The organism is Nocardia cyriacigeorgica (assembly GCF_005863245.1).
Classification (GTDB): domain Bacteria; phylum Actinomycetota; class Actinomycetes; order Mycobacteriales; family Mycobacteriaceae; genus Nocardia; species Nocardia cyriacigeorgica_C.
Genome location: NZ_VBUT01000019.1, coordinates 1 through 26,834, shown reverse-complemented (window position 1 = coordinate 26,834; position 26,834 = coordinate 1). Strand labels below are relative to the sequence as shown.

At 65.4% G+C, this 26,834-nt stretch carries 27 protein-coding genes; 12 read left to right on the top strand and 15 right to left on the bottom strand.

Features of this window, described 5'->3' with window-relative positions; all coding sequences use genetic code 11:
* The 5 genes from FEK34_RS29605 to FEK34_RS29585 form a co-directional block, all read left to right on the top strand.
* Positions 1 to 256 (top strand): hypothetical protein (locus FEK34_RS29605; RefSeq protein ID WP_212748851.1); only part of this gene is annotated, 256 nt, incomplete at its 5' end.
* A gap of 358 nt (positions 257 to 614) precedes the next feature.
* Entirely contained in the window at positions 615 to 1,172 is a 558-nt protein-coding gene (locus FEK34_RS29600) for a DUF4352 domain-containing protein (RefSeq protein WP_138453267.1), read from the top strand.
* Positions 1,173 to 1,260: 88 nt separating this feature from the next.
* Positions 1,261 to 2,334 carry a GmrSD restriction endonuclease domain-containing protein gene (locus tag FEK34_RS29595; RefSeq protein ID WP_138453266.1) on the top strand — a complete coding sequence of 358 codons (1,074 nt, stop codon included), beginning with the start codon at positions 1,261 to 1,263 and terminating at the stop codon, positions 2,332 to 2,334.
* A gap of 245 nt (positions 2,335 to 2,579) precedes the next feature.
* Positions 2,580 to 3,656 carry a PASTA domain-containing protein gene (locus FEK34_RS29590; RefSeq protein WP_138453264.1) on the top strand — a complete coding sequence of 359 codons (1,077 nt, stop codon included), beginning with the start codon at positions 2,580 to 2,582 and terminating at the stop codon, positions 3,654 to 3,656.
* 98 nt (positions 3,657 to 3,754) lie between these two features.
* Positions 3,755 to 4,210, top strand: coding sequence for a DUF2510 domain-containing protein (locus FEK34_RS29585; RefSeq protein WP_138453263.1), 456 nt, complete (start codon positions 3,755 to 3,757; stop codon positions 4,208 to 4,210).
* A gap of 2 nt (positions 4,211 to 4,212) precedes the next feature.
* On the opposite strand, the gene FEK34_RS31055 is transcribed toward FEK34_RS29585, so the two are convergent.
* On the bottom strand, positions 4,213 to 4,602 hold the full coding sequence (locus FEK34_RS31055) for a DUF2510 domain-containing protein (protein ID WP_228794109.1): 390 nt from the start codon (positions 4,600 to 4,602) through the stop codon (positions 4,213 to 4,215).
* 400 nt (positions 4,603 to 5,002) lie between these two features.
* A complete protein-coding gene (locus tag FEK34_RS31230) occupies positions 5,003 to 5,125 on the bottom strand; it encodes a hypothetical protein (RefSeq protein WP_267470002.1) in 123 nt (40 codons plus the stop codon).
* A gap of 132 nt (positions 5,126 to 5,257) precedes the next feature.
* Here FEK34_RS31230 and FEK34_RS29575 point away from each other — a divergent pair, with 132 nt between their 5' ends.
* Positions 5,258 to 5,827, top strand: a complete 570-nt coding sequence (locus FEK34_RS29575) for a hypothetical protein (RefSeq protein WP_138453262.1) — start codon at positions 5,258 to 5,260, stop codon at positions 5,825 to 5,827.
* A gap of 305 nt (positions 5,828 to 6,132) precedes the next feature.
* Here FEK34_RS29575 and FEK34_RS29570 read toward each other — a convergent pair whose 3' ends face one another.
* The 10 genes from FEK34_RS29570 to FEK34_RS29525 form a co-directional block, all read right to left on the bottom strand.
* Complete coding sequence (locus tag FEK34_RS29570; RefSeq protein WP_138453260.1) at positions 6,133 to 6,879, bottom strand: restriction endonuclease; 747 nt, start codon at positions 6,877 to 6,879, stop codon at positions 6,133 to 6,135.
* 876 nt (positions 6,880 to 7,755) lie between these two features.
* Positions 7,756 to 8,736 carry a UDP-glucose 4-epimerase GalE gene (gene galE / locus FEK34_RS29565; protein ID WP_138453259.1) on the bottom strand — a complete coding sequence of 327 codons (981 nt, stop codon included), beginning with the start codon at positions 8,734 to 8,736 and terminating at the stop codon, positions 7,756 to 7,758.
* Between the two features lie 29 nt (positions 8,737 to 8,765).
* The gene (locus tag FEK34_RS29560) at positions 8,766 to 9,572 is read right to left on the bottom strand and encodes a class I SAM-dependent methyltransferase (RefSeq protein ID WP_138453258.1); all 807 of its coding nucleotides are present in this window, start codon (positions 9,570 to 9,572) and stop codon (positions 8,766 to 8,768) included.
* Entirely contained in the window at positions 9,569 to 10,771 is a 1,203-nt protein-coding gene (locus tag FEK34_RS29555) for a metal-dependent hydrolase family protein (RefSeq protein WP_138453257.1), read from the bottom strand. Before FEK34_RS29555 ends, FEK34_RS29560 begins: the two co-directional genes overlap by 4 nt.
* The gene (locus FEK34_RS29550; RefSeq protein ID WP_138453255.1) at positions 10,768 to 11,109 is read right to left on the bottom strand and encodes a hypothetical protein; all 342 of its coding nucleotides are present in this window, start codon (positions 11,107 to 11,109) and stop codon (positions 10,768 to 10,770) included. The genes FEK34_RS29555 and FEK34_RS29550 overlap by 4 nt, the downstream gene beginning before the upstream one ends.
* Entirely contained in the window at positions 11,102 to 12,259 is a 1,158-nt protein-coding gene (locus FEK34_RS29545) for a nucleotidyltransferase domain-containing protein (protein WP_138453254.1), read from the bottom strand. Before FEK34_RS29545 ends, FEK34_RS29550 begins: the two co-directional genes overlap by 8 nt.
* Positions 12,256 to 13,116 carry an NAD(P)-dependent oxidoreductase gene (locus FEK34_RS29540; RefSeq protein WP_138453253.1) on the bottom strand — a complete coding sequence of 287 codons (861 nt, stop codon included), beginning with the start codon at positions 13,114 to 13,116 and terminating at the stop codon, positions 12,256 to 12,258. The genes FEK34_RS29545 and FEK34_RS29540 overlap by 4 nt, the downstream gene beginning before the upstream one ends.
* Complete coding sequence (locus tag FEK34_RS29535) at positions 13,109 to 13,858, bottom strand: ferredoxin (protein WP_138453252.1); 750 nt, start codon at positions 13,856 to 13,858, stop codon at positions 13,109 to 13,111. The genes FEK34_RS29540 and FEK34_RS29535 overlap by 8 nt, the downstream gene beginning before the upstream one ends.
* Positions 13,843 to 15,027 (bottom strand): cytochrome P450, encoded by a 1,185-nt coding sequence (locus FEK34_RS29530; RefSeq protein WP_249359729.1) that lies wholly within the window; start codon positions 15,025 to 15,027, stop codon positions 13,843 to 13,845. The genes FEK34_RS29535 and FEK34_RS29530 overlap by 16 nt, the downstream gene beginning before the upstream one ends.
* 3 nt (positions 15,028 to 15,030) lie before the next feature.
* Positions 15,031 to 15,972: an SAM-dependent methyltransferase gene (locus FEK34_RS29525; RefSeq protein WP_138453250.1), complete on the bottom strand. Its 942-nt coding sequence runs from the start codon at positions 15,970 to 15,972 to the stop codon at positions 15,031 to 15,033.
* Between the two features lie 507 nt (positions 15,973 to 16,479).
* Here FEK34_RS29525 and FEK34_RS29520 point away from each other — a divergent pair.
* Positions 16,480 to 19,956: an NB-ARC domain-containing protein gene (locus tag FEK34_RS29520; protein ID WP_171048482.1), complete on the top strand. Its 3,477-nt coding sequence runs from the start codon at positions 16,480 to 16,482 to the stop codon at positions 19,954 to 19,956.
* A complete protein-coding gene (locus tag FEK34_RS29515) occupies positions 19,953 to 21,128 on the top strand; it encodes a protein-glutamate O-methyltransferase family protein (RefSeq protein ID WP_228794106.1) in 1,176 nt (391 codons plus the stop codon). The genes FEK34_RS29520 and FEK34_RS29515 overlap by 4 nt, the downstream gene beginning before the upstream one ends.
* Positions 21,129 to 21,250: 122 nt before the next feature.
* Here the strand turns inward: FEK34_RS29515 and FEK34_RS29510 are convergent, their stop codons facing one another.
* Entirely contained in the window at positions 21,251 to 21,721 is a 471-nt protein-coding gene (locus FEK34_RS29510; RefSeq protein ID WP_138453248.1) for an SAM-dependent methyltransferase, read from the bottom strand.
* 12 nt (positions 21,722 to 21,733) lie between these two features.
* Positions 21,734 to 23,002, bottom strand: coding sequence for a helix-turn-helix domain-containing protein (locus tag FEK34_RS29505; protein WP_212748850.1), 1,269 nt, complete (start codon positions 23,000 to 23,002; stop codon positions 21,734 to 21,736).
* A 448-nt stretch (positions 23,003 to 23,450) separates the two neighbouring features.
* Here FEK34_RS29505 and FEK34_RS30320 point away from each other — a divergent pair, with 448 nt between their 5' ends.
* The 3 genes from FEK34_RS30320 (at position 23,451) to FEK34_RS30310 (ending at position 24,825) form a co-directional block, all read left to right on the top strand.
* Positions 23,451 to 23,936: a hypothetical protein gene (locus FEK34_RS30320; protein WP_171048480.1), complete on the top strand. Its 486-nt coding sequence runs from the start codon at positions 23,451 to 23,453 to the stop codon at positions 23,934 to 23,936.
* A complete protein-coding gene (locus FEK34_RS30315) occupies positions 23,933 to 24,388 on the top strand; it encodes a hypothetical protein (protein ID WP_171048479.1) in 456 nt (151 codons plus the stop codon). The genes FEK34_RS30320 and FEK34_RS30315 overlap by 4 nt, the downstream gene beginning before the upstream one ends.
* A 74-nt stretch (positions 24,389 to 24,462) precedes the next feature.
* Positions 24,463 to 24,825 carry a DUF4254 domain-containing protein gene (locus FEK34_RS30310; protein ID WP_171048478.1) on the top strand — a complete coding sequence of 121 codons (363 nt, stop codon included), beginning with the start codon at positions 24,463 to 24,465 and terminating at the stop codon, positions 24,823 to 24,825.
* A gap of 810 nt (positions 24,826 to 25,635) precedes the next feature.
* Here the strand turns inward: FEK34_RS30310 and FEK34_RS29495 are convergent.
* Entirely contained in the window at positions 25,636 to 26,037 is a 402-nt protein-coding gene (locus FEK34_RS29495) for a hypothetical protein (protein ID WP_138453244.1), read from the bottom strand.
* A gap of 4 nt (positions 26,038 to 26,041) precedes the next feature.
* Here FEK34_RS29495 and FEK34_RS29490 point away from each other — a divergent pair, with 4 nt between their 5' ends.
* Entirely contained in the window at positions 26,042 to 26,269 is a 228-nt protein-coding gene (locus FEK34_RS29490; protein WP_138453242.1) for a hypothetical protein, read from the top strand.
* The last annotated feature ends 565 nt before the right edge of the window (positions 26,270 to 26,834 follow it).

Sequence of the window (26,834 nt, the reverse complement as noted above, 5' to 3'; positions counted from 1 at the left end):
ACCGGTGATCAGAGTGTCCGACAGCCAAGTGGTCGCCAAAGGATGGCAGGTGCTACCCGTCGGACGCATCGGCGATACCACCGTCCTCGCCCACGCCCCGGCCGCAGTCGGCTCCAGCAACTGTGTCAAGGACACCCTCGTACTCGACGGCACCTCCCACCACCCCGGGGAGCCCAACATCTACGGGCTGGCAACCTGCACCGAATTCACCGTCGTGCCCGACGTCGACGGCAAGTTCCCCGGCCCCCGATACTGACGATCCCCGGCCCACGAAACAGGCGAAGACCCCAGGGAGAAGCGTCCAGGGTAGACGCATACACGCCGCGAGATGCCGGCCGCACCCGTCCTGGCGGCCCACCCACCTGCGGGCGGAGGCCATGGGGAACCCTGCAGGTCCTGGCCGCTCGCCGCTGAGCAACGGCTTGTTCAACAAGTTGTGAGGTATCTGTAACACGCCATTAACCGGGACAGATCTATCTGCCAAACGGCAAACGCCGCGCCACCACAGATGAGGGACAACGACATTGGCTACACCGCAGTACCCGCCCCATGGCTCGGTTCCACCCGGCGGATACCCACCACCGCCCCAGAAGAAGAGCAACACGCTCGTTATCGTGCTCGCGGTCATCGGCGCGGTCATCGTGCTCTGCGGGTTCGGCGGCTGCGTCGCGGCACTGTCCAGCGACGACTCCGACGACACGACCAGCACGACAACCGTCACCGCCCCGGCTCCCGGCGAGCCTTCACCCGCCGCCGAACCTCCGAAGTCCGACATCGCCCCGGCCGGGTCCGCGGTCCGCGACGGCAAGTTCGAATTCGTCGTCACCGCAGTCGACGCCCCGGTCAAGACCGTCGGTGACAACCCCTATCTCCAGAAGACCGCACAGGGCGAATACATCCTGGTGCACATCAACGTCACCAACATCAGCGACCAGCCCCAGACCTACTTCGCCGACAACCAGAAGCTGATCGACAGCCAAGGCCGCAAGTTCGGCAACGACACCATGGCCGCGATCAACGTCAACCCCGAAACATCGATCGGATCACCGATCAACCCCGGCAACACCCTCCAGGTGACCATCGCCTTCGACGTCCCACCCGGCACCGTACCGGCGGCCCTCGAACTGCACGACTCCATGTTCTCCGGCGGCGCCAAGGTATCGCTCCAGTAAGCGACCGCCATTACTCGCCCCGGCCACACCACCGTGGCCGGGGCAACTCGCCATACCCATCACCACCGCACGAGGAAACTACGTCCGAATGGGCAGACAACAGCAGCCATGGCGACCCGTGCCGAGAAAGCTCGGCTGGAAAGCCTGGACGACCATAGGCGCGGGGACACTCGTCGCCGCCACCGCGATCGGACTCAACGCCGAGAGCACCGAAACCACCAGCGCCGCTGCGCTGTCCAACGCTATACCCGCCTCCACCGCAGCCCCTGCCACCACCACCGACGTCGGTCCGCCGCCCGGAACCCAGACCCGTGCCGCCACTCCCGTGCAGGAAACCGCACCTAGCCAGGCACTCGCCGCACTCGCCGCGCTACCGGTCAAGGGCCGAGCGCCGAAAACCGGATACGATCGCGAACTTTTCGGCCAGAGCTGGTCCGATGATGTCGCTGTCGCGGGCGGACACAACGGATGCGACACCCGCAACGACATCCTCAACCGCGACCTCACCAGCACAACCCACAAGGCCGGCACCCGCAACTGCGTCGTCCTCACCGGCACACTCAACGACCCATACACCGGCACCGTCATCACCTTCCAACGCGGCCAAGACACATCGACCGCGGTACAGATCGACCACGTCGTCGCACTATCGGACGCCTGGCAGAAGGGCGCACAGCAACTCAGCGCCGAAGAACGGCAGAACTTCGCCAACGACCCCCGCAACCTGCTCGCTGTCGACGGCCCCGCCAACCAACAGAAGGGAGACGGCGACGCCGCCACCTGGCTACCGGCAAACAAGGCCTTCCGCTGCCAGTACGTCACCATCCAGATCGAGGTAAAGGCCGCCTACCGACTCTGGATCACCCAGGCCGAGAAAGCCGCCATGGCCCGCGTCTTGAACAGCTGCACCACTGGTCACACTGTCACTCCCTCTGCCGAATCAACGACCACGACGACGACCACGCAACTACCACCGCCTCCCCCAGCACCGGAACCGACAACCGCACCCGATCCACCCATCGCTCCCCCACCCACACAAGCCAGAGTGTCCTACCCGAACTGCGCGGCCGCCCGAGCCGCCGGCGCCGCCCCGCTCCACCGCGGCGACCCCGGATACAGCGCCAAACTCGACCGAGACAACGACGGCGTCGCCTGCGAATGAACGATCTCGCATCCCGCCCTGGCCGCGCAGAGCAACGGCAGCCGATGAGCACGGCAGACTCACCAATCGGCGCGGGCCAGCGCGCCGTCTATCGGATTCCGGGTACTGCCAGGGTTCTCGGATCGGAGGCGGGTCGCCGCATGCGCCCGCGATCCGCGCTGATTGCGCACCACTCGCAAACCGAGCAAACAGCACAACGTCTGCTGCCCAGCTCCGGTGACAAAGGATATTAGGAAAACCCACCGGTGATCAAACCTCTTCAAGACCGAATCCGGCGCGCGGCCCGCGGCCTACCCGCATGGAAATTCCGTACAACTACAGCCCTGCTGGCCTTCTTTATCTTCGGCGCGGCAGCCAGCCCGTTCATCGACGGACTCGGCCTCACCGGTTCGATGACGTACCTGGGCCTAGCTCTGCTGCCCGCGGCCTACCTTGCCCGCGCCGCCACCAGGACTGCGGCAGACACCCATCCTGCGTCCACGGAGGAAAGCGCACCGCACGCCAGGTTCAACTGGACCATCGCGATGGTCGTCGCCGCGGTAGCCCTCCTGGTGGGCGCCGCTGCTCTCGACCGGGGCATTGAGGAAACGCGCGATCCGAACGCGGTCATGCCCGACATCGTCGGAATGAGCCTGCCCGCCGCAAACGATGCACTCGACCGGCTCGACCTCGACATCACCACCTACGACGCCACCACCGACGACCGGAAGGTCTGGATCGAAAGCAACTGGATTGTCGCCGAACAAAAGCCACCAGCCGGAACCAAACTCGGCGACCTCACCGCCGTAGAGGTCGGAGTCGTCAAAACCGGGGAATCTCGAGCCACCACGACACGGCCACCAACCCGCGACGCCTGCCGCATGATCGACCCGGACGCCCTCGCCGCGGCGAAGATGTCAGCCCAGCTTCAGCCACCGCGCCAATCCACCCCCAGCGGCGCCGACGACACACCGATCTACGGCTGCGCGAATGACCTCGACGAGGTCACGCTCGAGGTTCACCTCTACCCCACGCACGAAGCCGCACGCACCAACGCCGAATACGCAACCCGCCCAGAAATCCTCACCGACCCCTACTCCCCCTACGCGAAGGCCACACGAATCCCGTTTGCGTCGTCCTTTGCCGGCGCAAAGATCATCTCCACCGATACCGGCGTGTCACGAGTGAGCTGGTCGGTCGGCCCCTACCTCCTACTGCTGGAAATCAACTCAGACCCCGTCAGCCCGCACCGCACCCCGCGCCACCCCTTCGACGTCCTCAACACGCTGATCGACACCATCTTCCAGCAAGCCAACGCTGTCCTCGCCGAGGGCGACTGGTGACCACCTCGAACGCCGGCCACCCATGCCTCGGATAGACAGCGTTCGAACAAGGTCATGCCGTCGTCATAGCCATCACCGAATGCCAGACAGGAACCACGATGTATCCAACACCGCCGCCGCACCCGAACCAGCCGGAACCGACGCCGCACCACACGCAGCCCACACCCCCGCCCACCGCGTTCCCGCTACCACCACATCTCCCACCGCAACCTGGCATCGACCCCCTCTGGCTCGAGCGAACCCGGCAGCGCAATATGTGGCTCTGGGCTCTGATCGCCTTTGCCGTGGTCGGCAGTATTGGATACTGGGCGTACGAAAGCGCAGGCATCATCGCATTGTTCCTGGTCCTGTTCTTCCTGGCATTCGTCGCATTCGCGATCCTGATCGTCCGCGCACTCGTCCGCGTCGGCAACAAGCCACAACCCGTCCAACCGATTATGATCAACTACCCCACCGCGCCAGCGCAGCCTGGCTGGTACCGCGACGCCCAGGGAGTGACTCGCTGGCACGACGGAACAAACTGGACCACTTACACACATCCACCACAGCCCTGACATCAAGTGTCCGATTTGGGCGGAAGTTGCGTGATGTCAGTCCACTGGCGTCCATCGAACCACCTCGTCGCGCCCGCAGCGTCGACGTACCAACCCGGCGGCGGCGTGGATACAGGTGGTGTGGGCATAGCACTCGGTTCGCGTGGTTCGCCGATGCGATACAGCGCACGAAACAACAGGAACACAAACGCAATTCCGGTCGCGGCTGCCACGAAGGCGACCGTGTGACCCGTATTCCAATCGTTGATATGTGCCCACCACATAATGAACCCGACCAGAAGAGCTCCGGCGAAAATCTCGTTTAGAGTCTTACGGCGCCGGGTTTTGGATGGGTCTTCTGGTGGCAGCCGTCGTGGTGAGGCCGGGCTGCTGGACTGCGGATCGAAAGTCATCAACGGTCCTCTGTTAGGCGTCGCGAATTCAATCGCCTCCGACGACAAGCTGTTACATCGAGGGACAGGCCGCGGCGAGCTCCCTTTGTCGCAGCTATTCAGAGCGCGCGCTGATCCATCCCACCAGCGCGCGACCGAACCGGGGCGTGTCACATCCATATGGCGCAATAGGACACGGTAGCTGGCCGTTCAGCTCTGGAGGAAGATTCGACTACGTGCCGCCAGCACCGGAGATCATCTCTCGCGGGCGCGACGAAAGCTACCGCGAGACAACCGATGCGGCCTGTGAGGACACCGGATCGTGCGAATCCGGCTCCCCACAGACCGACCGGTTGACCCTACAAGGTTCGGGCCGCCCTGGCGAAACTACGGTTTGGTATCAACCATCCGGCGGCTCTCATCACGAGAGTTCCTCGATGGAGTGTTCGATGGCGCCGGCGCTCTGGCCCGAGTGCATCGACGAATGGGTGCGCGCCACCTGCCATCCATGCGCGGCCAGCAGCTCGCGTACGTCAGCCTGCATCGGCTGCGCCGCTGTGGGCGGGAGCCACCGAGCCAGGGGCAAGGTCTGTCTGTTGATCAACCGATAGTAGCGGTGCACTTCGCGCCGTTAAGGTCAGTGTCCTGTTAAGGCATCATCAGGAGTTTCGCAATCGTGGCGTACGCACCAGTCTCGGCAGGCACTTGGAGCAGATCTGCAGTAGGGGCTTCATTACTGTCCATCGCGGGCGCGATGGTATGGCTGGTTTGGCTGGCGACCGCGGTGATTGAAGTATTTCGCTATTCGATTCGGACGCTGTTCCCATGGGAATCCTTGGCGATATGGGAGGCTGCGCTCTACACGGTGGTGAACCTGACTTCGATTCTTCTCGTGCCCCTATTGGCCGTCGGAGGAATACTGCTGCTGTACAGGTCGAACATCGGGCGCGTGTTGGTCATTCTTGCGTCGGCATTGGTTTTGCTCGGCTATTGGGCAGTGGTTGTCGCGCACGCGATCGGCGGACGGTCGATATCGGACTGGACGTTTTCGCGCTGGCTGTTCGGACATTCGCCACTCGACAACGCGTTCGATTCCGGCCTCGTTTTGCCGTGGCCGATTTGCCTGGCGCTCAGCGCTTTCCCGGTCATGACTTTGATTCTCTGCGCGCTTCCGTCCACTCGGAGTTGGTGTGCGAGGAGTGAGTGGGGCTCAGCGCAATCAGGAATAACCCATCACCCTCTCTGAGCTCAATCCATTGGAACCGCGTCCCGGGCCACCCTCGGCGGCCGCGCTGAGCGCGGACAACCCTGGCACGCGGCACGGCCCAAGTCGACGCACTGCGTGCCATCACCTTCGCGTTCAACCAAGATAGTCTCTTGGTCGTGCGCCACGACATCATCGGCGACGGCGGGACCGAAGTAAGCCGACGCGAGTGGGATTCGCACGTCGAACTTCCTTCCATTGTTTAGTCTTTGAGTTCGGTCCCTCGCTTCGAGGCATCGATGGCGGCTTGCGCGGCAGCCAGCGCGTCTAGAGCTGCCTGCACAGAATTACTGGAGTTGTCGGCAGTCGCGTGTTCCGACTGCTCGGCCGGGAAATCGCCGTACGGCGCGCGAGGTGGTGCCTCTGTTTCGCGGAGTCGCCGATGTTTGCGGTACTGCCACCGCGCACACACATAAGCCGACCGCGAATAGGACCGCCAGCGCCGATCCGGCGATCCGGGTGCTGAGAGGCACTGGCTCAGAGGGGCCAACGACGGCCGAAACAAAGAACGCCGCGGCGGCAATCGAATACAGCACCGCGAGGAGCAGGTGCCATTCCGGACTCGCCGCCCGGGCCTCACTCCGGGTCTGCCGCCGCTGGTACCGAGCTTCGGCCGCGGCAAGCCGCTTCTGCCGACGTACCTGCTTGTTCGCAAGCGCTTCGGCCTTGCGGACACGTTGGATAACCTTCGCCGCATTATTGTTTGCCGCGAAGTATGTTCCGTCGATCCGGTAGCAGAAAAGCGCCATGCCGACTTGGTCGGCGTACTCAAGGGCGAATCTCGAGTAGCCAGCGAATGTGAAGAATAGCGTTTCCTGCGCTGAATTCGGTCCAAGCGCTCCTCGCAGCCGCTGCAGATCCGGCCTGCCAGTCGGCTTTGAATGGAGTTTCACTTGAGCGATTCCAGTGTTTGACCAGACATCGATGCCGCCGTCGGCCCCGCCGTTGGTCAGGCGTACGCCCTTGTATCCGAGGTTCTTCATTATCTGCGCCGCAAGCCGTTCGGCGTCGTGCGGTGTACTGACAATGCTCAATCCAACCTCCGAACGTACGTGCGCCCTCTCGACTATGGTGCCCTCCGTCCGATACGCGCCTATAGCGGAGCCCTTCAATGGCGTAATCGACGCGGTCCCGTGGTCCTGCCTGGTCTGCTGAGGTTTATGGGCGGTCCGAACTGCAACGTCATAACCCTTCCAGGTCTGAGCAGCACTGTTCAAACATGAGGACGGCACGCTGACGGCTCCATAGCGTCACGCGGAGCCGTCGAATGGGTTGCCGAACCCTGCTTCGGTGCGGCCGAGGTGAACTCCGCGGCGGTGTTTAGCGACGGCCACGCCTTGCGCATCGCCGCTGCCGTACGCTGCAGCAGGTCTTCGGTGATGGGTTCAATAGGTGTCCGTGGCGGCGGGAACGGACTGCGGCTCGAAGCGAGACGTTGTGGCAATGCGTCCATTTTTCTCCAGGGTCAATGAAACTTCCGAGCACGTTTTTCCGGATGCATGGCTCTCGGTGTGGATAGTCGGTGGTTGCGTTGCGGCACGGAACCGGCACACTCGCAAAGGTTTTGGCGCGTGTGATTGTCGAGCGACCGGAACAGGGTGGGCTTTGTTCGCGCTGCTCGGGGACAACACGGACCGGAGGTGCCGCTGGCGAGCACGTGCCGACGATGCGATCAAATGGAGGAAGAGGATAGGCGCAGCGCGGATCGCGTCCACCGGGCCGACGCACAGCACCTCGCCGAGGTGTCCTATTGGCCCGCCGGTTGGCTATTGACCCGCGTGTGCGGGTGCCGCAGTCACCAGGCGGATACGGACGGTCTGGGCTAGTCGGCATAAGCCAGTCAAACGCCCTCGCGATCGGCATATGTGCGTTGCGCGGGGCCGGCACCGGAGCCATCTGATCGCCGGATCCTAAGTCTGCTGGGCTTGGTGGAACTGCCAGGCACTTTCGATGATGTCGGAGAGGTCGGTATGTTTCGGCTTCCAGCCAAGCTCGCGGTGCGCTCGTTCGCTGGAGGCGATGCAGATTGCGGGGTCGCCGGGGCGGCGGCCTTCCACACGAACCGGGAAGTCTGATCCGGTGACTTGCCGGACGGTGTCGAGGACTTCGCGGTTGGTGAATCCTTCGCCGTTGCCGAGGTTGTAGATATCGTGGCGGCCGGGTTGGACGGCGTCGAGGGCGAGCAGGTGTGCGGCCGCGAGGTCGGTGACGTGGATGTAATCGCGGATGCAGGTGCCGTCGCGGGTTTCGTAGTCGGTGCCGTACAGAGTGAATTCCGGTCGTTGGCCGCCGGCGGCTTGCAGCAGGATCGGGATCAGGTGCGATTCGGGCTCGTGGCGTTCGCCCAGGTTCACGCCGTCGGCGGTGAGTACGGCTCCCGCGGCGTTGAAGTAGCGCAAAGACGTGGCGCCCAGCGTGTCGGAAGCGCCACATTCGCCAGCGATGAGCTGGTCGACGGTTGCTTTCGTCGCGGCGTAGGGGTTCTTGGGTCGGACTTCGGCGGTTTCGTCGAACGCGGTCTTTCCGTCGCCGGTGTACATCGACCCCGTTGAGGAGAAGATCATGCGCGGCACCTCTGCGGCGCGGATCGCGCGCAGTAGAGCGAGTGATCCTTCGATGTTGTTGTGCCAGTATTTGTCGGGGTTGGCGACGGATTCGGCGACCTCGATGCTGGCGGCGAAATGCAGCACGCCGGCGAACCCGGCCTGGGGTGTGAGTATGTCGGCGGCCTGGTGGATCGACATTCGGTGGAATGTGGCCGCGGCCGGCAGGTTGGCTTCGTGGCCGGTGGACAGGTCGTCGATGATCTCCACCTGGTGTCCGGCGTCGATGAGTTGGTGGGTGACGACGGATCCGATGTATCCGGCGCCGCCGGTGACGAGCAGCTTCACAGGGTCGAATTCCTTTCGGGGACAGTGGTTTATCTGACAGTGGCGGTGGCGACGATATAGCCCTTGGGGTCACGCCAGCACTGTCCGGGGTGGGCGGTGAACCAGTTGCGGATGTCGCCGGTGACCGCGTCGAGGATCGCGGCGCGGTGCGGGCTGGCGGCGTCGACGCCGCAGAAGGAGAACAGGGCCTCGGCGAACCGGATCAACGGTTCGGGGGTGTCAAAGACCAAGGCATTGTCGCACTGGTCGATACCGACGTCGCCGAACACCGTGTTCATCATCGCCGGCAGCGTCTGCGAGCTCACTTCATTGACCAGGCCCGCAGGAGGAGCAAGGCCGTGTTCGGCGGCGCGGTCGATGACCAGTTGACGAGTCCGAGCACAGGTGGTGGGGTGGTTGACACTCACCGCGACGCGGCCGCCGGGGCGGGTGATGCGCAACAGCTCTCGGAGGGCCTGGTCGGGGTCTAGCACGTGATAGAGCATGTGGCGGGCGGTGACGGCGTCGAACTCGTCGTCGGCGAATGGCAGGGCTTCGGCGTCGCCGAGGACGCCTTCAACGCCGGGGAGGGCTTCGGCAGCGGTGACCATGGCGGTGGAGTTGTCCAGGCCGACGAGGCGGCCGCGGTGTCCGTGCTTGGCCAGGTGGGCGAGGAATCGGCCGTCGCCGCAGCCGATGTCGGCGAGGTCCTCGCTGCCGGTCAGTGCGAGCGCAGTCAGGACCGTGGCGACGGGGTCGTCGGGGTGTTCGCTGTGGCGGGCATGTGTGTCGATGCGGACCTGTAACGGGGTGGTGGTGGCGTATTCCGAGGTCAGGCCGGGTTCGGTGGTGCTCATGTGCTGGTGTCCTCCTCGGCTTCGGGTGTCGCGTCGGCGTAGTGCATGTGTCCGGCTGCCATGGTGAGGATCGGTCTGGTCAGCAGGTTGAGATCGCGGGTCGGGTCGCCGGGGACGGCGATCAGGTCGGCGCTGAGCCCGGCGGCGAGCGTACCGGTGAGGTGCCCGATCCGGAGCGCCTCGGCGGCATGGCGGGTGGCCAGATCGATGACCGCGGCCGGGGACAGGCCGAGGTCGAGGTAGATCGGTAGTGAGTGCGGGTAGCGACGCGGCGGGGTGTGCGGGATGCCGGCGTCGCTGCCGGGGATCAGCTGGACACCGGCGTCTAGCATGACCCGCAGGTGATCGCGCCGGACCGGCCAGGGCAGTCGCCCGGCCGCTGATCGGGCGAGGTGGTTGATGGTGGGGCACACGTGAATTCCTCGGTCGGCGATCTCACGGACTACCCCGTGGTCGAGGTCGAACCCGTCGACGGTCATCCAGGTGCAGTGCTCGATCGAGTCGACTCCTGCGGCGACGGCTTGCCGGATCGCCGCGGTGCCGTGTGCGTGGACAGCGACCGGGAGGCCGTGGTCGTGGGCGGCGTCGACGGCCGCGCGGACTTGGATGTCGGTGAACTGCGGCTCGTACGGCGAGCTGGCGGCGCCGGTGGTGAACCCACCGCTGCCCATAATCTTGATCCAATCCGCACCACGGGCGGCGTTGGCGGCCACCAGATCCCGGATACCGGTGAGCGTGTCGACGGCGCCGCCGAGGCCGTGGCAGTGCCCACCCGCCACGGTGAGCGGGATAGTGGCGGTCAGGACCCGCGGCCGGTTGTGGAGCCGGGTGAGGGTGTCGATGTCGGTGTAGCGGGGTGCGCCGAGATCACGCACCGTCGTGACGCCCGCAGCAACGAGCTCGGCCAGTTCGGCGCGGATCGTCGCGGCGACATCGAGCTGGGTGGTCGCCTGGACCGCCGCCAGCGGATATATGGCGCCGCCGAACGCCAGATGCACATGCGCGTCGATGAGGCCGGGCAGCACGGTCGCTTCCGGCGGATCGATCCGTTCGACACCGCCGCCCTGCCAGTCCCCGGGCAGGTCCGATGCCGGCCCGACCCAGGCGATCTTGCTCTCGTCGACCACGACCGCGCCCGGAGCGTGAGTGGCTCCGCACCCGGTGAGCACCCTGGGGGCGGTGATGATGTAAGTGCTCATGCTGGCCTCTGCGCGGGTGTGTGCCGGTCGGAGTCGGCGAAGATTTCGATCACTAGCGTGCCCGGTGCGACGACGGCCCCGTGCGGTTCCTGGTCTGCCAGGCTGAAATGCTGTCCGCCGCAGACGGTTCGGTGTTTGTCTCTGGCAGTGAGGTCGACCTGCCCGGTGAGCACCAGTCCGAGTTGCGGGCCGTGCTGGTGGCGCGGCACGTTCGCCCCGGCGGGGAAGGACCAGAACACGACCTGGCCGTGAGGCCCGGCCAGCAGGTAACCACGACTGCCGGCGAACGGGGTGTCGACGACTGGGAGCTTGCGCACCCAGTCCGGCCAGTCATCCACGGTCGCGCCTCCCTGCTGTCGAACCGGTCGCCGGGGTGGGGCCGGTGTAGTTCGTCACCGGGCGTGCACCGAGGTTGTGCGGGCCCAGGTGGTGGTAGTAGTCGGCGCGCAAGCCTTGGAGGTGGGCGCGCAGCACCCGATTCGGGTGGTCGATGCCGCGCCCGAACTCGGCCGGCGAGATCCGCGCCAACCCGTCGAGGGAGTCGAGCGCGGTCGGCACGGTGCCGGGGTCAATCGCGGCCAATGTGACGTGCAGCGCCGAGGCCGCCGCTCGCCTGTACCGGGGTGGCCCGTAGAGGATCACCGTGGCCGCCAGCACCGCACGCTGGAACCCGTCGAGCAGATGCACACCGGCCGCAACTGCGTGCAGGGCATCGAGCAGGTCGCGGTGGGTGGCCGCGACACCGAACAGGTGCGCGGCCGCGGTGCACACCAGCTCGTAGGTGCGGGCGTCGGGAAGCGGCATCGGCCGGCTGTGCTCGCGAGCGCGCACCAGCTCGGCGACCACATCGCGGCCCAGCACCGCACAGGCGGCCGGGTCGTCGACCAAGGCGCCGTAGCGCTGCGGTCCACCAGCGCAGCCGCCGAGGCTGGCCACGGCCCGCAGTGCTTCCAGCGCGGTCTTGATCCGCCACGGGGTCGCCCACGGTGGGCTTTCGGGGCAATAGATCGTCGCGAGCTGATGGGTCAGCCCTTCCAGGCCCTCACGCGGGCCGATCGGAGGGTCGGCAACCCCAGCCGGGACGGGCCCGGCCAGTGGATGATGAGCCGCGAGGTGCAGGTCTGCGCCGAAGCGGCCCGCGACCCGGCCCACGTCCCGGCTGCTGACGGCGAACACGGTGCTGTCGATGTCGGGGTGGGCCTCCAGCAGCGCCTGGGTAAACTTCTCGACCGGTGCCGGATCGCTCGGGTCGTTGACGACGGCGACCAGGTCCACATCCGACCCCAACACGTACCCGGACCGGTGGCACCGTATCGCGGGTTCGCCGCGCGCCAGTGAACCGGACACACAGATGCTGACGTCGTCTCCGAGGTGGAGGCGAGCCTGCTCGCCCACGGTGAGTGCGTAGACGGCGAGGTGGCGGGTGACTCGCTGGCGGGCATGGGACGGCACGGTGGCGGTGTGGGAGAACCAATCCGGGGTGCTCACGGCCGGGCCCCGATCGCGTCGATGATGGCCGACATCTCCTGATCACCGAGCCCGAGTTCCAGCGCGCGATTGAATTTCTCGGCGGTGGCGGTGATCAACGGTGCCGGGAGGTCACCGAGCGCGTCGGTAGCGTGCCGGAGGTCTTTGGCGAGAACAGCGATCGAGCAGTTGGTCAGGTCGTGCTCGCCGCTGAGCATCGCCGCCCCGTAGGCGGTGGCCACCGGAGCGGCCCACCCGTGGCGCGACCACACCGCGATCAATTGGGCGGTGTCGAGGCCGAGCGCGGCCGCGGTGGTGAAGGTTTCGGCGAGCCCGGTCAGGATCACCGCCGCCAGCGCGTTGTTCAGCAACTTCACCGTCGCCGTCGATTCGGCATTGCCGATCCGCACGATCTCGGCGGCGATCATCCGCAGCACCGGGTCGGCCGCCGCGAGATCATCGGCCGCGCCGGCAGTGAATGCCACCAGCGTCCCGTTCTCGGCACCGACACGGCTCCCGGTGACCGGCGCCAGTACCGGCCGCGCCCCCGCCGCGGCGGCTTCGTCCATCCAGCGCTGGGCGTAACCGGGTGACAGCGTGGATGATTCGATCACGACCGCCCCGTCAGATACCGCGAGCGCGCCCTCGGGGCCGAACCACACCGCGGCGCTGGCGTTGTCGTCGTGCACGAACGACCACACCACCGGCGCTTCCTCGGCCGCCTGCGCCGCTGAAACGCACACGATGGCGGGCACCTCGATCGCGGCGGTGGTGCGGTTGTAGCGGCGCAACTCGAACCCGTGAGCATCCAGGCGGGCTGCGACGGCGTTCGCCATGATTCCGGCGCCGAGAATCGCCACAGTGCGCGGTTCACTCATCGCCGCCGTCCTTGCCGTACAGCAACCACACCATCGTCGGCTGCCACTCGACACGGACGTCGAGCTTCGGATACCGGGCAACCACGTCGACCGAGGCGATACAGGCGTCGACCTCACCGTGTGCGGCCGCGCGGGCGGCCAGCGGCTTGGCATCAACCGACACCAGCCGCGCTCCCGGTGCGTACCGTGCGGCGAACACCCTGGTCGCCGGATGCGTAGCCACCGTCGCCACCGGAGCCTGGCGGGGCAGGTCGCGCCGGACCGCTAGACACATCGGCTTGGTGGGGCTTTCCCAGCAGCGGTGCAGACGCAGCACACCGGTGTGTGTGAAGTGCTGATCTACCCAGGAATCGGTGGTCCGGTCGCCGGCGTCCAACGCCAGATATCCGGCCGCCACCAATGCGAGCGCCTCCCCGGCGGTCGCGGCCGCCATCGCATCGGCAAACGAATCGACCAGCCGCACCACCGAGGTGTGCTTGCGGGCTTCGGCCTCGGCATCGGTTCCTGCCGGACCTAAGGTCACGATCGTCGCACCCAGCCAGAACCCCGCCGCTCCCCTCTCGCACACGGTGATCGCGTCGTTCGGGCAGCAGGCGGCCGCAGCGTGGGCCTGCTCGATGCTCACTGCGCCACCGTCCGCGGTGGCGATGCCGTCGACGAGATGGAGATGCTGTGCAGCGATCGGCACGCACACCCCGGTGCCCGCGCAGCGGTGGCGGTCGATGATCAATCTCGCGTCCATGCAACGTCCAATCGTTCGAGGGACCTCACCACCCGGCCAGATCGCCAAGTCCCGGAATCAGCGGGATCGGCGAGCCGCAGCCCCGGCAGCCGGGTGATCAGAGCTTCTAGGGCTACCCGGATTTCCAGGCGCGCCAGGCCGGCGCCGACACAGAAGTGCGTGCCGTGGCCGAACGCCAGATGCGGCAGCCGCACCCCGCGGTCGAGCACGAACAAGTCCGGGTTGTCGAAGACCTTTGGGTCGCGGCTCGCGGCATGGGTGACCGGTATGACCGCCTCACCAGCGCGCACCGACACCGGCCCGAGCTTCACATCCGCCGTAGGCACGCGGGTGAATCCGCCACTAACGCCCGCCGGTACGAACCGCAGAAGTTCCTCCACCGCGGCAGGGATCAAGGCACGCTGCTCGACCAGCTGACGATAACGCCGGGGGTCGCGCAGCAACGTAAACACCGCGCTCGACAGGAAAACCGACGCCGTTCCCCGGCCTCCGATCAGACATGCGATCACCAGGTTCAGCACCTCGGCGTCGGTTCGTTCCGACTGACCCAGCAGCCCGAACAAGCCGATTGGGTTCTGCGAGGCCATCTCTCGTGTCAGATGCTCACACTGTGCCCGTGCCGTCGCCAGCGTCGCCGGTGTCGCGTCGCGGGCACTGAGCGCTTCTCCCAACTGGAAGATTTCCCGGCGGAAGCACTCAGGGACGGCGAACATGTCGCAGATCACCGCGGCAGCGAACGGTTCGGCGAATCCAGTAACGATGTCCGCCGGCTCACCACCGCCGACGAGGTCGTCGACAAGCCGGTGCGCCCGCATGGTCACCTGCGAGGCGATCGCAGCGACCTGGCGCGGGGCAAACATCGGCGCGATCAACGTCCGCAACCGGGTATGCCGAGGCGGGTCGGTCGCCAGAATCGCCTCCGGAGGCAGCACTTCGGTCGACAGGCGCGCCACATGCGGCTGGTTCGCCTGCTCCCGGGAGAACCGGGGATCGGCCAGCACCATCCGTACCAAATCGTGATCGGTGACCAGCCAGCCCGTGGCACCGCTGGGCAACTGAACGAGGGTGACCGGCCCGCATTGGCGATACTCCGGCTCGAGGTCCACAGTTTGCTGGCGGCCGAACGGGTAGCGAAGCGGGCAGGATCGCATCGATTGGTCAGCATTCACGGCTCAGCCTCCGATACGCGCAGACCTGAGAAACACTTGACGTCTACCGCCCGTGCGGTTCCCGCGGGCGCTCATCAAGTTCTCGGATGCGCAGTGATCCGCCGGCGACCTCTTGACGGCGACGCCGCCGAGCATCAACCGTTCCTCCGGGAAACGCTCGCGCACGGGCGGTCCCATCGGCCACCAGTCCTCGAGCTCCACCAGCCCGGGCTCGATCAGCTCCAGGCCACCGAAGTAGGAATTGATCTGTTCTCGGGTGCGATACCACCCCGAACCCAGCCCCATCTCCACGAACTGCCGTTGCAGCCGCACCGCTAGATCCGCCCGGTCAGAACCATCATTCGGGTTCCAGAAATGGGTGATGGCGACGTACGAACCCGACGGCAGCGCATCGATGTAGCGCCCCATCATCGCGGCGGGTTCGAGGGCGTCGTCGACATGATGCAAGATTCCGCACAAGATCAACCCCACGGGACGGCCGAAATCGATGCGCGCCTGGACATCCGGATTGCCCAGAAGTGCTTCCGGATCGGTCAAATCCGCGAACACGAACCGCACGTAGTCGTTGGTCTCGAGCAGCACCCGGCCGTGCGCGTTGCACACGGGATCGTTGTCGACGTAGACGACGGTCGCCTCCGGATTCTGGCTCTGGGCGATCTCGTGGGTGTTGCCCACCGTGGGCAGACCCGCACCGATGTCGAGGAATTGGTCGATGCCGACGGTGCCGGCGAGGTAGCGGGTGACCCGGTGCAGCCAGCGCCGGTTCATCTTCGACACGTCGCGCTGGCGCGGCGCGGCTTGCAGGATCATGTCGAACGCGGCGCGGTCGACGTCGTAGTTGTCCTTTCCGCCCAGCGAATAGTTGTAGACGCGGGCGATGCTCGCTCGGGTGGTGTCCACGCCGACCGGGACGCGGACACCGGTGGTAGGTGCAGGTTGGGACATCTATTCCTCAGGTTCTGTGGTGTCACGTGCTGGTGTTGGGGGCGAGAGCGGCTTTGATCAGCCGGGGATGGCGTCGCCAATCGCGGACAACTCGCAGGGCGCGCGAAAATCTCCTCCTAAGAGCCCAGCTCACGCTTCGTCACTGCGGTCGTTCGCCGGCGATCAGAGCCCCGCCACGACCTCGTGGGATGAGTGTCACCGACAGGATCGGGTGCCGATACCCCGATTACTAGGCCTTTTACTGGACACCGGAGTCGGTCGCGAGCACCAGGGAGTCGTGCCGGCGCGGTAGTCAGAGGTCGACCGGGGCGACGGTGGACATATTCTGGACAGATGATGGCGGGCACGTTGTCGGAGGAGCTGGTCCAGCGCAATCTTCAGCGTCTTCGGAAGTCGCACGGACTCGGCCGCCCGACGGTCCTACGGGCCGTAATCGATGAACCCTTTCGGCAGCTATTGTGCCGAGGCCGAGAGTACCCACCAGGGTCGCAGGCTCAGATCGCGGCGATGACCAAGACCATCACCGCCGCCATTGATCGCCTGACTCCTGCCGAACGCCGTTACGTCCTCGTCGACTTCAATCTCGACAAGGCGCATTCCTACCCGACCCTGACCGAACGCCAGTCCTCGCTGGCGATGCTCGAGAAATGCAATCTCAAGACGGTCCGTCGCCGCTCGGCCGCGGCTATGCAAACACTGGCGTTCCAGCTACTCAACCCACCGTCCTCGGGAGCGGTGGCGCTCCGCAGGACCGTAGCGCCCGATTCGCGTGTCCCGGCTGCTGCCGATGCCGTCCGGGAGGCGGCACAGCCGAACGCGTTCCGCTTCTTCGCACCACCGCTGGAGCCTGGATTGATTGATCGCACAGACGAGTACAACCAGTTTCGGGGTCTCGTCCTGGGCGCGCACTTGGGCCGTACGCCCGTTGCCGCGATCGCAGGGCCGGGCGGATTTGGGAAGACCACCTTGGCCAGTCAAGTCGCCCACGATGTGGCTGTGCGTGAGTCCTTCGAGATAGTCCTGTGGGTAGAGACAGGTCACGGCTGTACGCCAGCGCGGGTGGTCGAGCTGATTTCCGACATTTGTGTCCACCTCGGCGCGGACCGTCCTGCGCTGGCGGACCCCACCCAAGCGGGCTTGCACCTCGCCCGAGTGATCGGTGACCGCACGACCATGCTGGTGGTCGACAATGTGTGGTCGGCCAACGATCTTGCGCCGTTCTTGCTCGGCGCGCCGAACTGCCTGCGGGTTGTGACAACACGCAATGTCGGGGTGTGCCCCTCGGAGGCGCTGCTGTTTCGTCTCGGCACGATGACCGCCCACGAGACCCAGGAACTACTCAGGCGAAATCTGCCGGGAGCTGCAACCGACCACTTGTCGCCATTGAGTGAGTTGTGCGGTGGTTGGCCTCTCCTGGCGACTGTCGTCAGCGCCGCTGTCGGCCATGACATCCGCTCCGGTGCCACCGTGTCAACCGCTGTCGCCGCAGCGGCCAACATGATCCAAGTCGATGGGCCAGTCGCTTTCGACGTGTGGGACACCGACCATCGACGTAATGCCATCGGTCATGCGATCTCGGCCAGCCTGCGCAACCTCGACGAGCACGTGACTATCCCTGGTACCAGCCGGCTCCGCGACCGATACCTGGATCTGTGCGTCGTCCCCGCCTCGACTCCGATCCCGATACCGGTGCTCGCCCGGTGGTGGGCAACCGCACATGGCTGGACCACGTCAGCGACCCGACGTTTCTGTCGTATCCTGGCCGATCGATCGATGATCAGCGCACACCTGGCCGACCAAGATGCAATCATCTTGCACGACGTGTTCGGCGCCTATCTGCGCCACTTGGTGGGCGACGATCAACCCAGCATTCATCGATCGCTGCTGGATGCCTTCCGACCCAAGACCGAGCGATGGGCGGATACCGAGACGCCAGAGTATCTCTGCCGGACCCTCGCCTACCATCTCGACCAGGCGGGCCTGGAGGGTGAACTCGCGGACACCTTCTCGTCGTTGGCATTCCTCGCTGACAAGGTCGTCCGTTGCGGGTATCAGTCCTTGGCCTCAGACCATCAGATCCTCAGTCGTCGTTCAGCCGGCCCCGCCGTGCACCTGACGGGGGCTGGATTCCTGTTGCATGGCATGAGTTCCCGCTCCGACATCGTGTCGACTCTGCACGTCGTTGCCGCTAGGGCTGGGTACGCGAGCGACGAGGAGTGCAGCGATTTGGGCTTCAAGCTTCATGACCTCACCCCGGCCGTCGAGGAGTCGACCGGGCATATCGGAGCCGTCGTATCTGTTGCAGCAAGCGCGAACGTGGTGGTGTCGGGTGGTGAAGATGGTGCGGTGCGCGTGTGGGATGAGCTCCGAGGCACATTGCTCCACAAAAGCATTGGGCACACCGGCTGGATCCACGCCACGGCGATCACACCGGACTCCTCGATCGCGGCTACCGGCGGCGATGACGGCGAGATCCGCCTGTGGAATACCGCATCAGGGACCATTACCGCCATCTTCGTCGGCCATACCCAACGTATCCGGACATTGGCATTCACCGATGACGGCACCCTGCTCATCTCCGGCGCTGAAGACGGCCTGGTCTGTGTGTGGGACATTCGTCAGCAGACAATGGTGCGATCGCCCACATCCATTCCGGTGCCGGTGTGGTCGGTCGCCATCTCCCCAGATAGCACGCTCATCGCCGTGGGTGGAGAAGACGAATATGTGCGCCTCATAGACGCTCACGACGGTGCAATCGTCTCTGAATCCGTCGGACATCGCGACTGGGTACGTGCCATCACCTTCACCGGCCCTGATACGTTGGTCAGCGGTTCCGGCGACGGGTCCATTCGATGGTGGACAGTCAGTGATCGCCGATTGACACCCACCAAACGAATCCAACTTCCTGACCGCGTCCGCGCCGTCGCCCACCACAGATCAGTGCTGGCTGTAGGAGCCGAGGACGCACACATCCGGATCTTCCACGGAGAAGACTGCATCGCCGATATTCCGATGCCGAACGGAGTGGACTGGATCCGATCCATCGCTGTGACGGAGACCGGGGCAGTGATCGCTGCCTGTGAGGACGGCGCGATCAGGAAACTGGCTCATGGGAGTCTCACAACCGTCGCGCCCGGCACTAACACGGTGTGGTCGGTCGCGCACAATTCAGCCAGAGGCCACACCCTGCTCGGCGACGGAGCCGGAATCGTCACCGTCCTCCAGGACGAAGGCCTCCCTGCCGACTACCGCGTCGGCGCCGGACGGCTCTGGTCACTCGCCTCTGCCGCCGGGTACTTCGCCGCGGCCAGCGGAGACGGCACCCTTCACATCCGATCGGTCACCGATTCCGACTGGTCACTGCGCCTCAACGCTGAGCAACGACGCACCTGGGCCGTGGTGCTGGCAGAGAATGGACAACGGGTCGCGGCCAGCAGCGACGATGGCCATGTCCGCGTCTGGCATCTGCCATCCGGCGAGCTTGAATGGCAGGTCCGCACCAACGCCGGTCGAATCCGCTGTTTAGCCTTTAACACCGACGGATCACTACTTGCGGCCGCGTGCGGAGACGGCAGCGCCCGACTCTGGAACAGCGCCGGCCACCTGCAACGGGTCATTCCCGCCGCCGGCGGGTGGAGTCGCACCGTCGCTCTAACGCCGGATGGCACTCGCCTTGCCATCGGCTCAGGCACAGGCACAATCACCATCCGCGACACTACGACCGGCGAAGCTACCAGTGAACTATCCGGGCACACCGGACGGGTTTTGTTGCTCGGTTTCCTCGACAACCACCTCGTGTCCGTTGCGGCCAACGGGACCGCGCGGTGGTGGGGTCCCACCGGTGACCTCGCTGCGGAAGTCCGCGTCGACGCCTCCTGCCAAGCTGCCGGTTTCGACCCTGCGCGCCGTCGTGTCACGATTGCGGGTGCCACCGGAGTGACCGTTCTGACGGTCCCACGTCACTCATCTCGAATCGGAGCATGATGTCCACCCGTACGACCGACGCGCCGACCATCCTGTCCAATGCTTCCGGCTCGTTCGCATGGAAGGTGCTCACCCAGCGACACCCCGCACTCATCGACCAGGTCGCTGCCGCCCACCCCTACCCACTCGAGATCCGGCACCGCCTCGACGTACTCGCCGACCAGATCACCGGCACCGTCCACCCGCTTCCTGAGCATGCCGCCGGAAAATCCCAATGGGATAGTTGGGGCGCGACCATGTATGGCAAGCGATGGCTCGACATACCATTCCTCTGGGCTGAAAGTTACTTCTACCGCCTGCTGCTCGAGGCTGTCGACTACTTCGCGCCAAGTCCGTGGCGCGGAATCGACCCGTTCGTCCAGAAGAGCGTCGAACTGGCCGACCCCGTCCTCGAGGCCGAGCTGACCGAGCTACCCGACATACCGGCCACCGAGCTGGAGCAGCACACAGCCGCGCTTGTACACCGCGCCCTCTGGGGAAACCGGGCAGACCTCGGCTTTCACCTGTCCAACCCTGACGCTGCCGACGCACCGAGCGGCGCCATCATCGCCGACCAAACCGCCTCGGTCGTCGAATACCTCCACAACCACTCGACTGGAACGCTCTGCTTGGTCGCTGATAACGCGGGCCGCGAATTGATCCCCGATCTGTTGTTGCTGGACCATCTGCTACAGCTGCACCCCGAACTGGTCGTGCAGTTGCATCTCAAACCGCGCCCCTACTATGTCTCCGACGCCACGACCACCGACTTACTCGCCACCCTGCGCCTACTCGACCGTATACCCGGCCCAGCCAACTCCACGGCACAACGCGTCACTGCGGCCCTCCGCAATGGAAGGCTCATCCTGCGAACCCCTGAGTTCTACTGCGCCCCCCTACCGTTCCACGACCTTTCAGCCGACCCGGGAGCCGACCTCTCGAATGCTGACGCTGTGATCGTGAAAGGCGACCTGAACTACCGACGCCTCATTGGCGACCGGCACTGGGCCCCGACAACACCATTCGACCAACTCGTAAGCTATATCCCGACGACCGTGATCGCCCTTCGCACCCTGAAATCCGATGTCGCCGTAGGCATCGACAGCACCACCATCGCCGACCTCGACACCACCGAGCCGAATTGGCGCACCTCCGGCACGCATGCCGTCGTGCAGATAAGCCAGCAGCGGTAATCCAGACCTCAGCGCGACGGTCTTCTCTAGGGTCCCTCGGCGCACCAAAGACCTCGGCTGACCCCCTACGCGACCGTGGCGCCGGCGTCGCGCAAGCGGGCGCGGGTGCGGGTGCGGTCAGACTAGAAGTAGTCCCGGAGCATCTCCGTGGACCAATCTGCCTGCCGGACTGGTCCTCGTGGCCCGAATTCGCTGAACCAGGGCTTGATGTCGAGGACTGGCGTGCCGTCCACGGCGTCGAGTTCGGCGACATGGAGGTCAAGGCCGTCGATCCTTAGGAGCCGGGTACGGGAGACCCCGAGCCAATTGACCCGGCGCATGTTGCGGTGTCCGAAGATTCCGACTGCTGGCCATTCGGGGTTGTCCCGGGCGCTGCGGGCGCCGAAGTGCAGATCCGTTTGGTCGGTCAGGTGGAACCGGAACACGATCTCGAGATGGCTGAATTCCTCGAGTCCCTGGACGGATTCCTCGGTGAAGCGAGGGTCGTCGATCCGGATGATGGTTTCGGTTCCGCCCCAATGATCGTCTGTGGGTTCGCGGCGCCCTCCGACGACGTGAGCGATGGGAACGACTTCGAAGACCTCATCTGTCATGTTGTGTCCGATCTAGGTGGCGTGGGCGGCCAGATACTGTGCGGCCTGCTTGCCGATCTGGTTGATGGCCGCGGTGGTCGAGTTGGAGTGGGGGGCCGTGGCGTTTCGAATATCGCGGGCGACGTTTCGAGTGCGGCCCGATTGCACGCCATGCATTGCGGTCAGGGCCGAGGACCATGTCGCGCAGGCGAGTTCGAGGTCGCCCTGATCTGCTTGGACTGCCCCAAGGTAGCCGAGGGTGACGGCGTGGGTGCGTGTGAAGGCAGTTGCCTCCCGTTTCCGGACGCTGAGTTCGAACTGGGCGGCGGCGCCGGAGAGGTCGCCTGCGTCGCGGAGCGCGCATGCTGTCTCATGGGCGAGGCTGGCTTCGGAGAAGAAGAACACACGGGCAGGTTCCGGTATCTGGGCGGATGCGGCCGCCAGGTCTTGTTCGGCGGTGAGCAGTGCGCGGGCAGCGTCGGCGGGGCAGTGGGCAGCGCTCAGGGCCTTTGCGTGGACGACCTTGAGTAGTGCGCGCTCGCGGGGGCTTGCGGTGCGGTAGCGGGCACCGGTGACGGATGCTTCGGCTAGGCGTAGCCCTTCTTCCGGATGCCCGAGGTCGATCGCTTGGTGCGCCATGGCCCGCAGGACGTGCCCAGTCAGTGGTGCGTCGTCTGCCTCGGCGGCGAGTTTGGTCGCTGTCGAGAAGTAGCGTTGCGCGACGTGGTGTTCGTTGTTGTCGAAGGCCATCCAGCCGACCAGATATGCGAGTTCGGCAGCGGCGGAGAACATGTCGTTGCGCACCGTGTTGTCGGTGTAGGTGCCGTTGAGGCAGCCGACCACTTCGGTGGTGAGGTACTGGACAACCGCAGTTCTCCCGTGGCCCCCGCCCATGCGTTGGTCCATCCGGGAGAACAGAGACATGACCTCGCGCACCGCGCTTACATCGGCACGGCCGATGCTCCTGACTGCGCCGCCGGCCGTACGGGGGGATGGGTCGATCCATCCCGGTAGCAGCACTGAGGCGCTAAGCGCCGTGGAGTATCCAGCCCGCAGGAATGTGCGTCGTTCCACGTCAGCCTTTCCGAGATCGGCAAGAGCGGCCACCGGGTCTTTTAGCCCGCCGAATCGCTTCTCGTACCACGCTATGGCATCCGGCGGTGGTGTGCGCTCGCCGGTCTCGAAGTAGGCAAGCGCGGATTTGCTGTAGTGGATCTCGCGCGCAACCGCAGCTAGGGACACTCCCGCAGCTTCGCGTGCTGCACGAAGTTGTGCACCTACGAGTGTGGCGTGGCGGTCCATGCCGTTGAATCTTGCCACGTTGTGGACGGGTTGTGGACGCCGAATGCATAGGCCGTCAGGGTCGCAACTGGTTGTCTGATTCGCGACCGTATGCGCTGACACCAGGGAGATCGATATTGCGTATGAGAAGTCGCACGCACGGCGCATCCACAGCGTGGGATACGCACAGCGTCAATCACTTCCGCCTCGGCACGAATAACCGTCGTCGTCGGAAACCGGTGATGCCCGATTCGCAAACGTCGTCTGTTGACCAGATCCGACCTGCGGCTGAAACCGTCCTTATGAGTTCCGGACAACTGAGCAATCTCCGGTCATATCGGGCGATGACTCGCAGGTTTCGAGCCTCACTGCTTGCCGGAGATAGCAGGTGCGAGCAGGTGGCAGGCGCCGATGCGGCTACGACCGGCCTACGTTGGTTCACGATCGTCACCGATCGGGGGTTGGCGTGATGATCCTGGCAACCTGTTATTCGATTCATGAAGTCGCGTTCGTATATCGCCAGCGGTACGGCCTCCCGGTCGACGTGGCCGGTGGCCGACCGTCGATCATCACCTCTGGTGACGTGGGTGCTGTGGTGATGCCGCAGGAGGTGGGCCGGTTGGTCCATGAGGAGCTGTCCCAGTCGTCGGCGTACGCGGTGCCAGTACTCACCCATCCAAGGCATCACCCGTGGGTGTTTCTGGTCCGGCCGGACCGCGTCAATCCAGCGGCGGCCCAGTTGTTGAGCCGACATGGCATTTCGATCGTCGACACCGGCAAACGGGTATGGCTACCGAAGTCGGATTCCCACGCCGACTGGTACTGGGCCAGCGCTCCCGGCATCGTTAGTGCCGGGCGCTGGATGCTCGCTCCCGCCCGCTCACGCGTACTGGGCTCAGCAAAGAGCGTCATCGCGAAGTCGGTGGCGACCCGCTCTGCTGGAGGTATCCGATGACCACCGCATTGGAGCCCGAAACGGACCTTGCGTGGCTCGACCAGGAAACTCTGCTGTCGGCGATCCGCGGGCATCATGTCGGTCCGCACCCGATAGCAGGCTGGGCGCACGCGCTCGGCGCGATCCACACACAACTGCTCCGGGACGGGCAGCAGCCGAGCCTGCTCGCCGGCCGCCGCGGGTCGATAGCCGCCATCGACAGATGGTTGGCACCACGTCTCCCGAGACCACATCCGAGTGCCACGGCCCGCCCCGACACCGTCGGCGTGGTGATCGACCGGATCGCGGCCACCCAAGTCCAAGCGTTGGACGAACTGATGAATCGGGCCGCCGACCACCCAGTAGTGCACGAATGCTGGTGCCGACTCGCGAAACTGGTCGAGGACTACACCGACCTCATCACCGCGATCGACCGACGGTCCTGTTGGCTGCCCACCCTCACCGTGCTGTGACCGGGGTGCCCAGCGCCGAGCAGGTGCTCCAAGCGTGCCGAGGATGTCCCGCCGCCGTCGCACATCATCCGGTCTTGTCCGCCGCTGCCGAACTCGCCGAACTCCACGCCCGACACATCGGACCTGTCCGTCGGGACGTGGATGAGATCGACTGGCAGCGCTCCACTCTCATGGTAGTCATCGACAAGTGGGTTACCGCGTCAACACCGACACCGTTCCCCGCGGCACGGGTCCACACCGAAACCGTGGGCCAGGTTGTTGACCGCATCGCCCAATTCACCGTCGACGCCTACCGAGCCCTCACCGGCACCGCCGACGACGAATACCACCACGTGTGCGCTCGCCTCGCCGACCTTTCAACCGCCTACCAGGACCTCATAGACGAACTCGCTGCAGGCTCCCGCCGACTGCCACGACTCGACCACCCCACCACCTAGCACCCACGGAGCACAGATGCCCTCACCTTCCCCCTCACCGACACTTCCGCTGGCACCCACTGCGGAACGGCGCGATCAGTGGATGATCACAGGAGCCGCATGCCACCGCCCCGACGCCATCGCCTCCACCGCGCAGGCGCGGTTTCTGCTCTCGCTTCATGCCGGGCACGGCCCCGACTGCCCACAGTTTCACACAGCCCTGACCGCGCTCGACTCATCCACGACCACCACGGCCTCCGCGCCGCCAGCCGCATCCACGGCAAGCAACGCTGCCGCGCCCAACGAAATGAACGACCACCACTCCCGCGCCGGGCACACCCGATGACGATCAGCGCACTCCCGACGGGCCTGCACCCGCCCGACCACCCACGAGCGGCCGGTGTGGTCGAGCAGACCCGGATCGAACTGACCAGTCCTGAAGCGATCGCCATGATCGCCGACTACGCCGCTTTCAGTTCGCCTCCAAGTGGTGCCTACCCAATCGGGAGGACTTCGTCCTCGCCGTCCGCACACTGACCGCGGATTTCCTGACCTCGGCTGCCACGCTGGCACCACGTCCGGCGTCGGTGACACTACGGCTGCGGTGGACCGCCCACGGCGCGATCGCGATTGACCTGTGGGACAACGTCGACCCCTACAGCAGCCGCCGCTATCGACGGTGTCTGACAACCAGACTTCACCTGCAGCGCACCCGACCAGAACTCCAACAGGTCTCGCCACCAAGCGCGCCCAGCACCGCGTCACGCCGCCAACACCGCACCGTGCTTCCCGTGACGAAACCAGCGGAAGGCAACTCGATCGTTCAGTCGCTTATGAGCTGCATAACGGGCACCGGCAGTTGCTCAACCATCGGCTCGTGATGGCCCGCGCCGGCGGCGACAAGGAAACGCCGACGGCTGGAACGAGATTGTCGACGGCACCGATCCACGCCGCAGCAACGTGACCGCCCGAAGCCACCAGATCGTTCTCATGATTCGGAGACAAATCCCATGCACAACCGCACCAGTCATCCCTCGATGCCGCCGCACTGAGCGTGCCCGTCTCGAGGTTGCGATCACCGAGCTTCTGCGCCACTACCGTCGGGTGTGCGCCCTCGATCCGATCTGACGCGGCCACACGCTGCTCGTCCGCACCGGGGAAGACACCGTGATCGAGCTTCTTGCCGACGGTGCGCGCGGCGCTCGACCGACTTCCGATACCGGCCCCGCTCATCGTCGTGCACGATCTCTTCGACGCCCGGTGGGTCCTGCTCACCGGGCCGATCCCCCACCCCGCACCCGACTCCACGGTCTTCACTGCCGTGCGCGCACAACTGCTGCCAACGGGAACCGAGGTCGAGCTCCCCGTTCCCGGCGACGACGGAACGGTGACCTGGCGCCATCAGCGCTTGCCCGACGACGCGTACCGGCCATCGGTGCATGACGTCATGACTGCCATGTCGTAGCGCTGTCGTGGGGACACGGTGAGCGCGCTCGGGTGGATCGCGGTCGCTGCCATGTTCGTAGTTATGTTGGCGAGCGCAGCGCGACTGATGGTGTGGGACCCACATCCGCACCCCCATGCCCGGACCCGCCAACGCGGGCGGGCCCGGCACGCGCACCGGTCGCCGCAGCGAGGTGGTCGATGAGCACAAACCTGCTCGCAGGCCTGGATGCCAGCGCTCACCGGTGCGCCGCCACGGCCAAGACATGAGGGTTCGTGACGCCGAGCGCAAGGTCGAACTCGGCTCCTGTGGACGCCCCTACGGCACCGGCTGCCAGCACGAACACGCCTGCGTCCGCCGCCCGATGCTGCACGTCGATCCCCGGGATGATCCTCCGCCTCGACGAGCTGGAGGATGACCTGTTGCGACGCCGCCAGCGCGCCGAGGCCGAAGACTGGTCGGAGAGATCGAAGGATTCGACGTGACCCTGACCTTCCTCCGCGCCAAGCGAGACGATACGAGAAGACGTATACAACGACCGACTGTCACGCTCGGGCTACCAATCGCACTACGCCGCTCGGGCCAG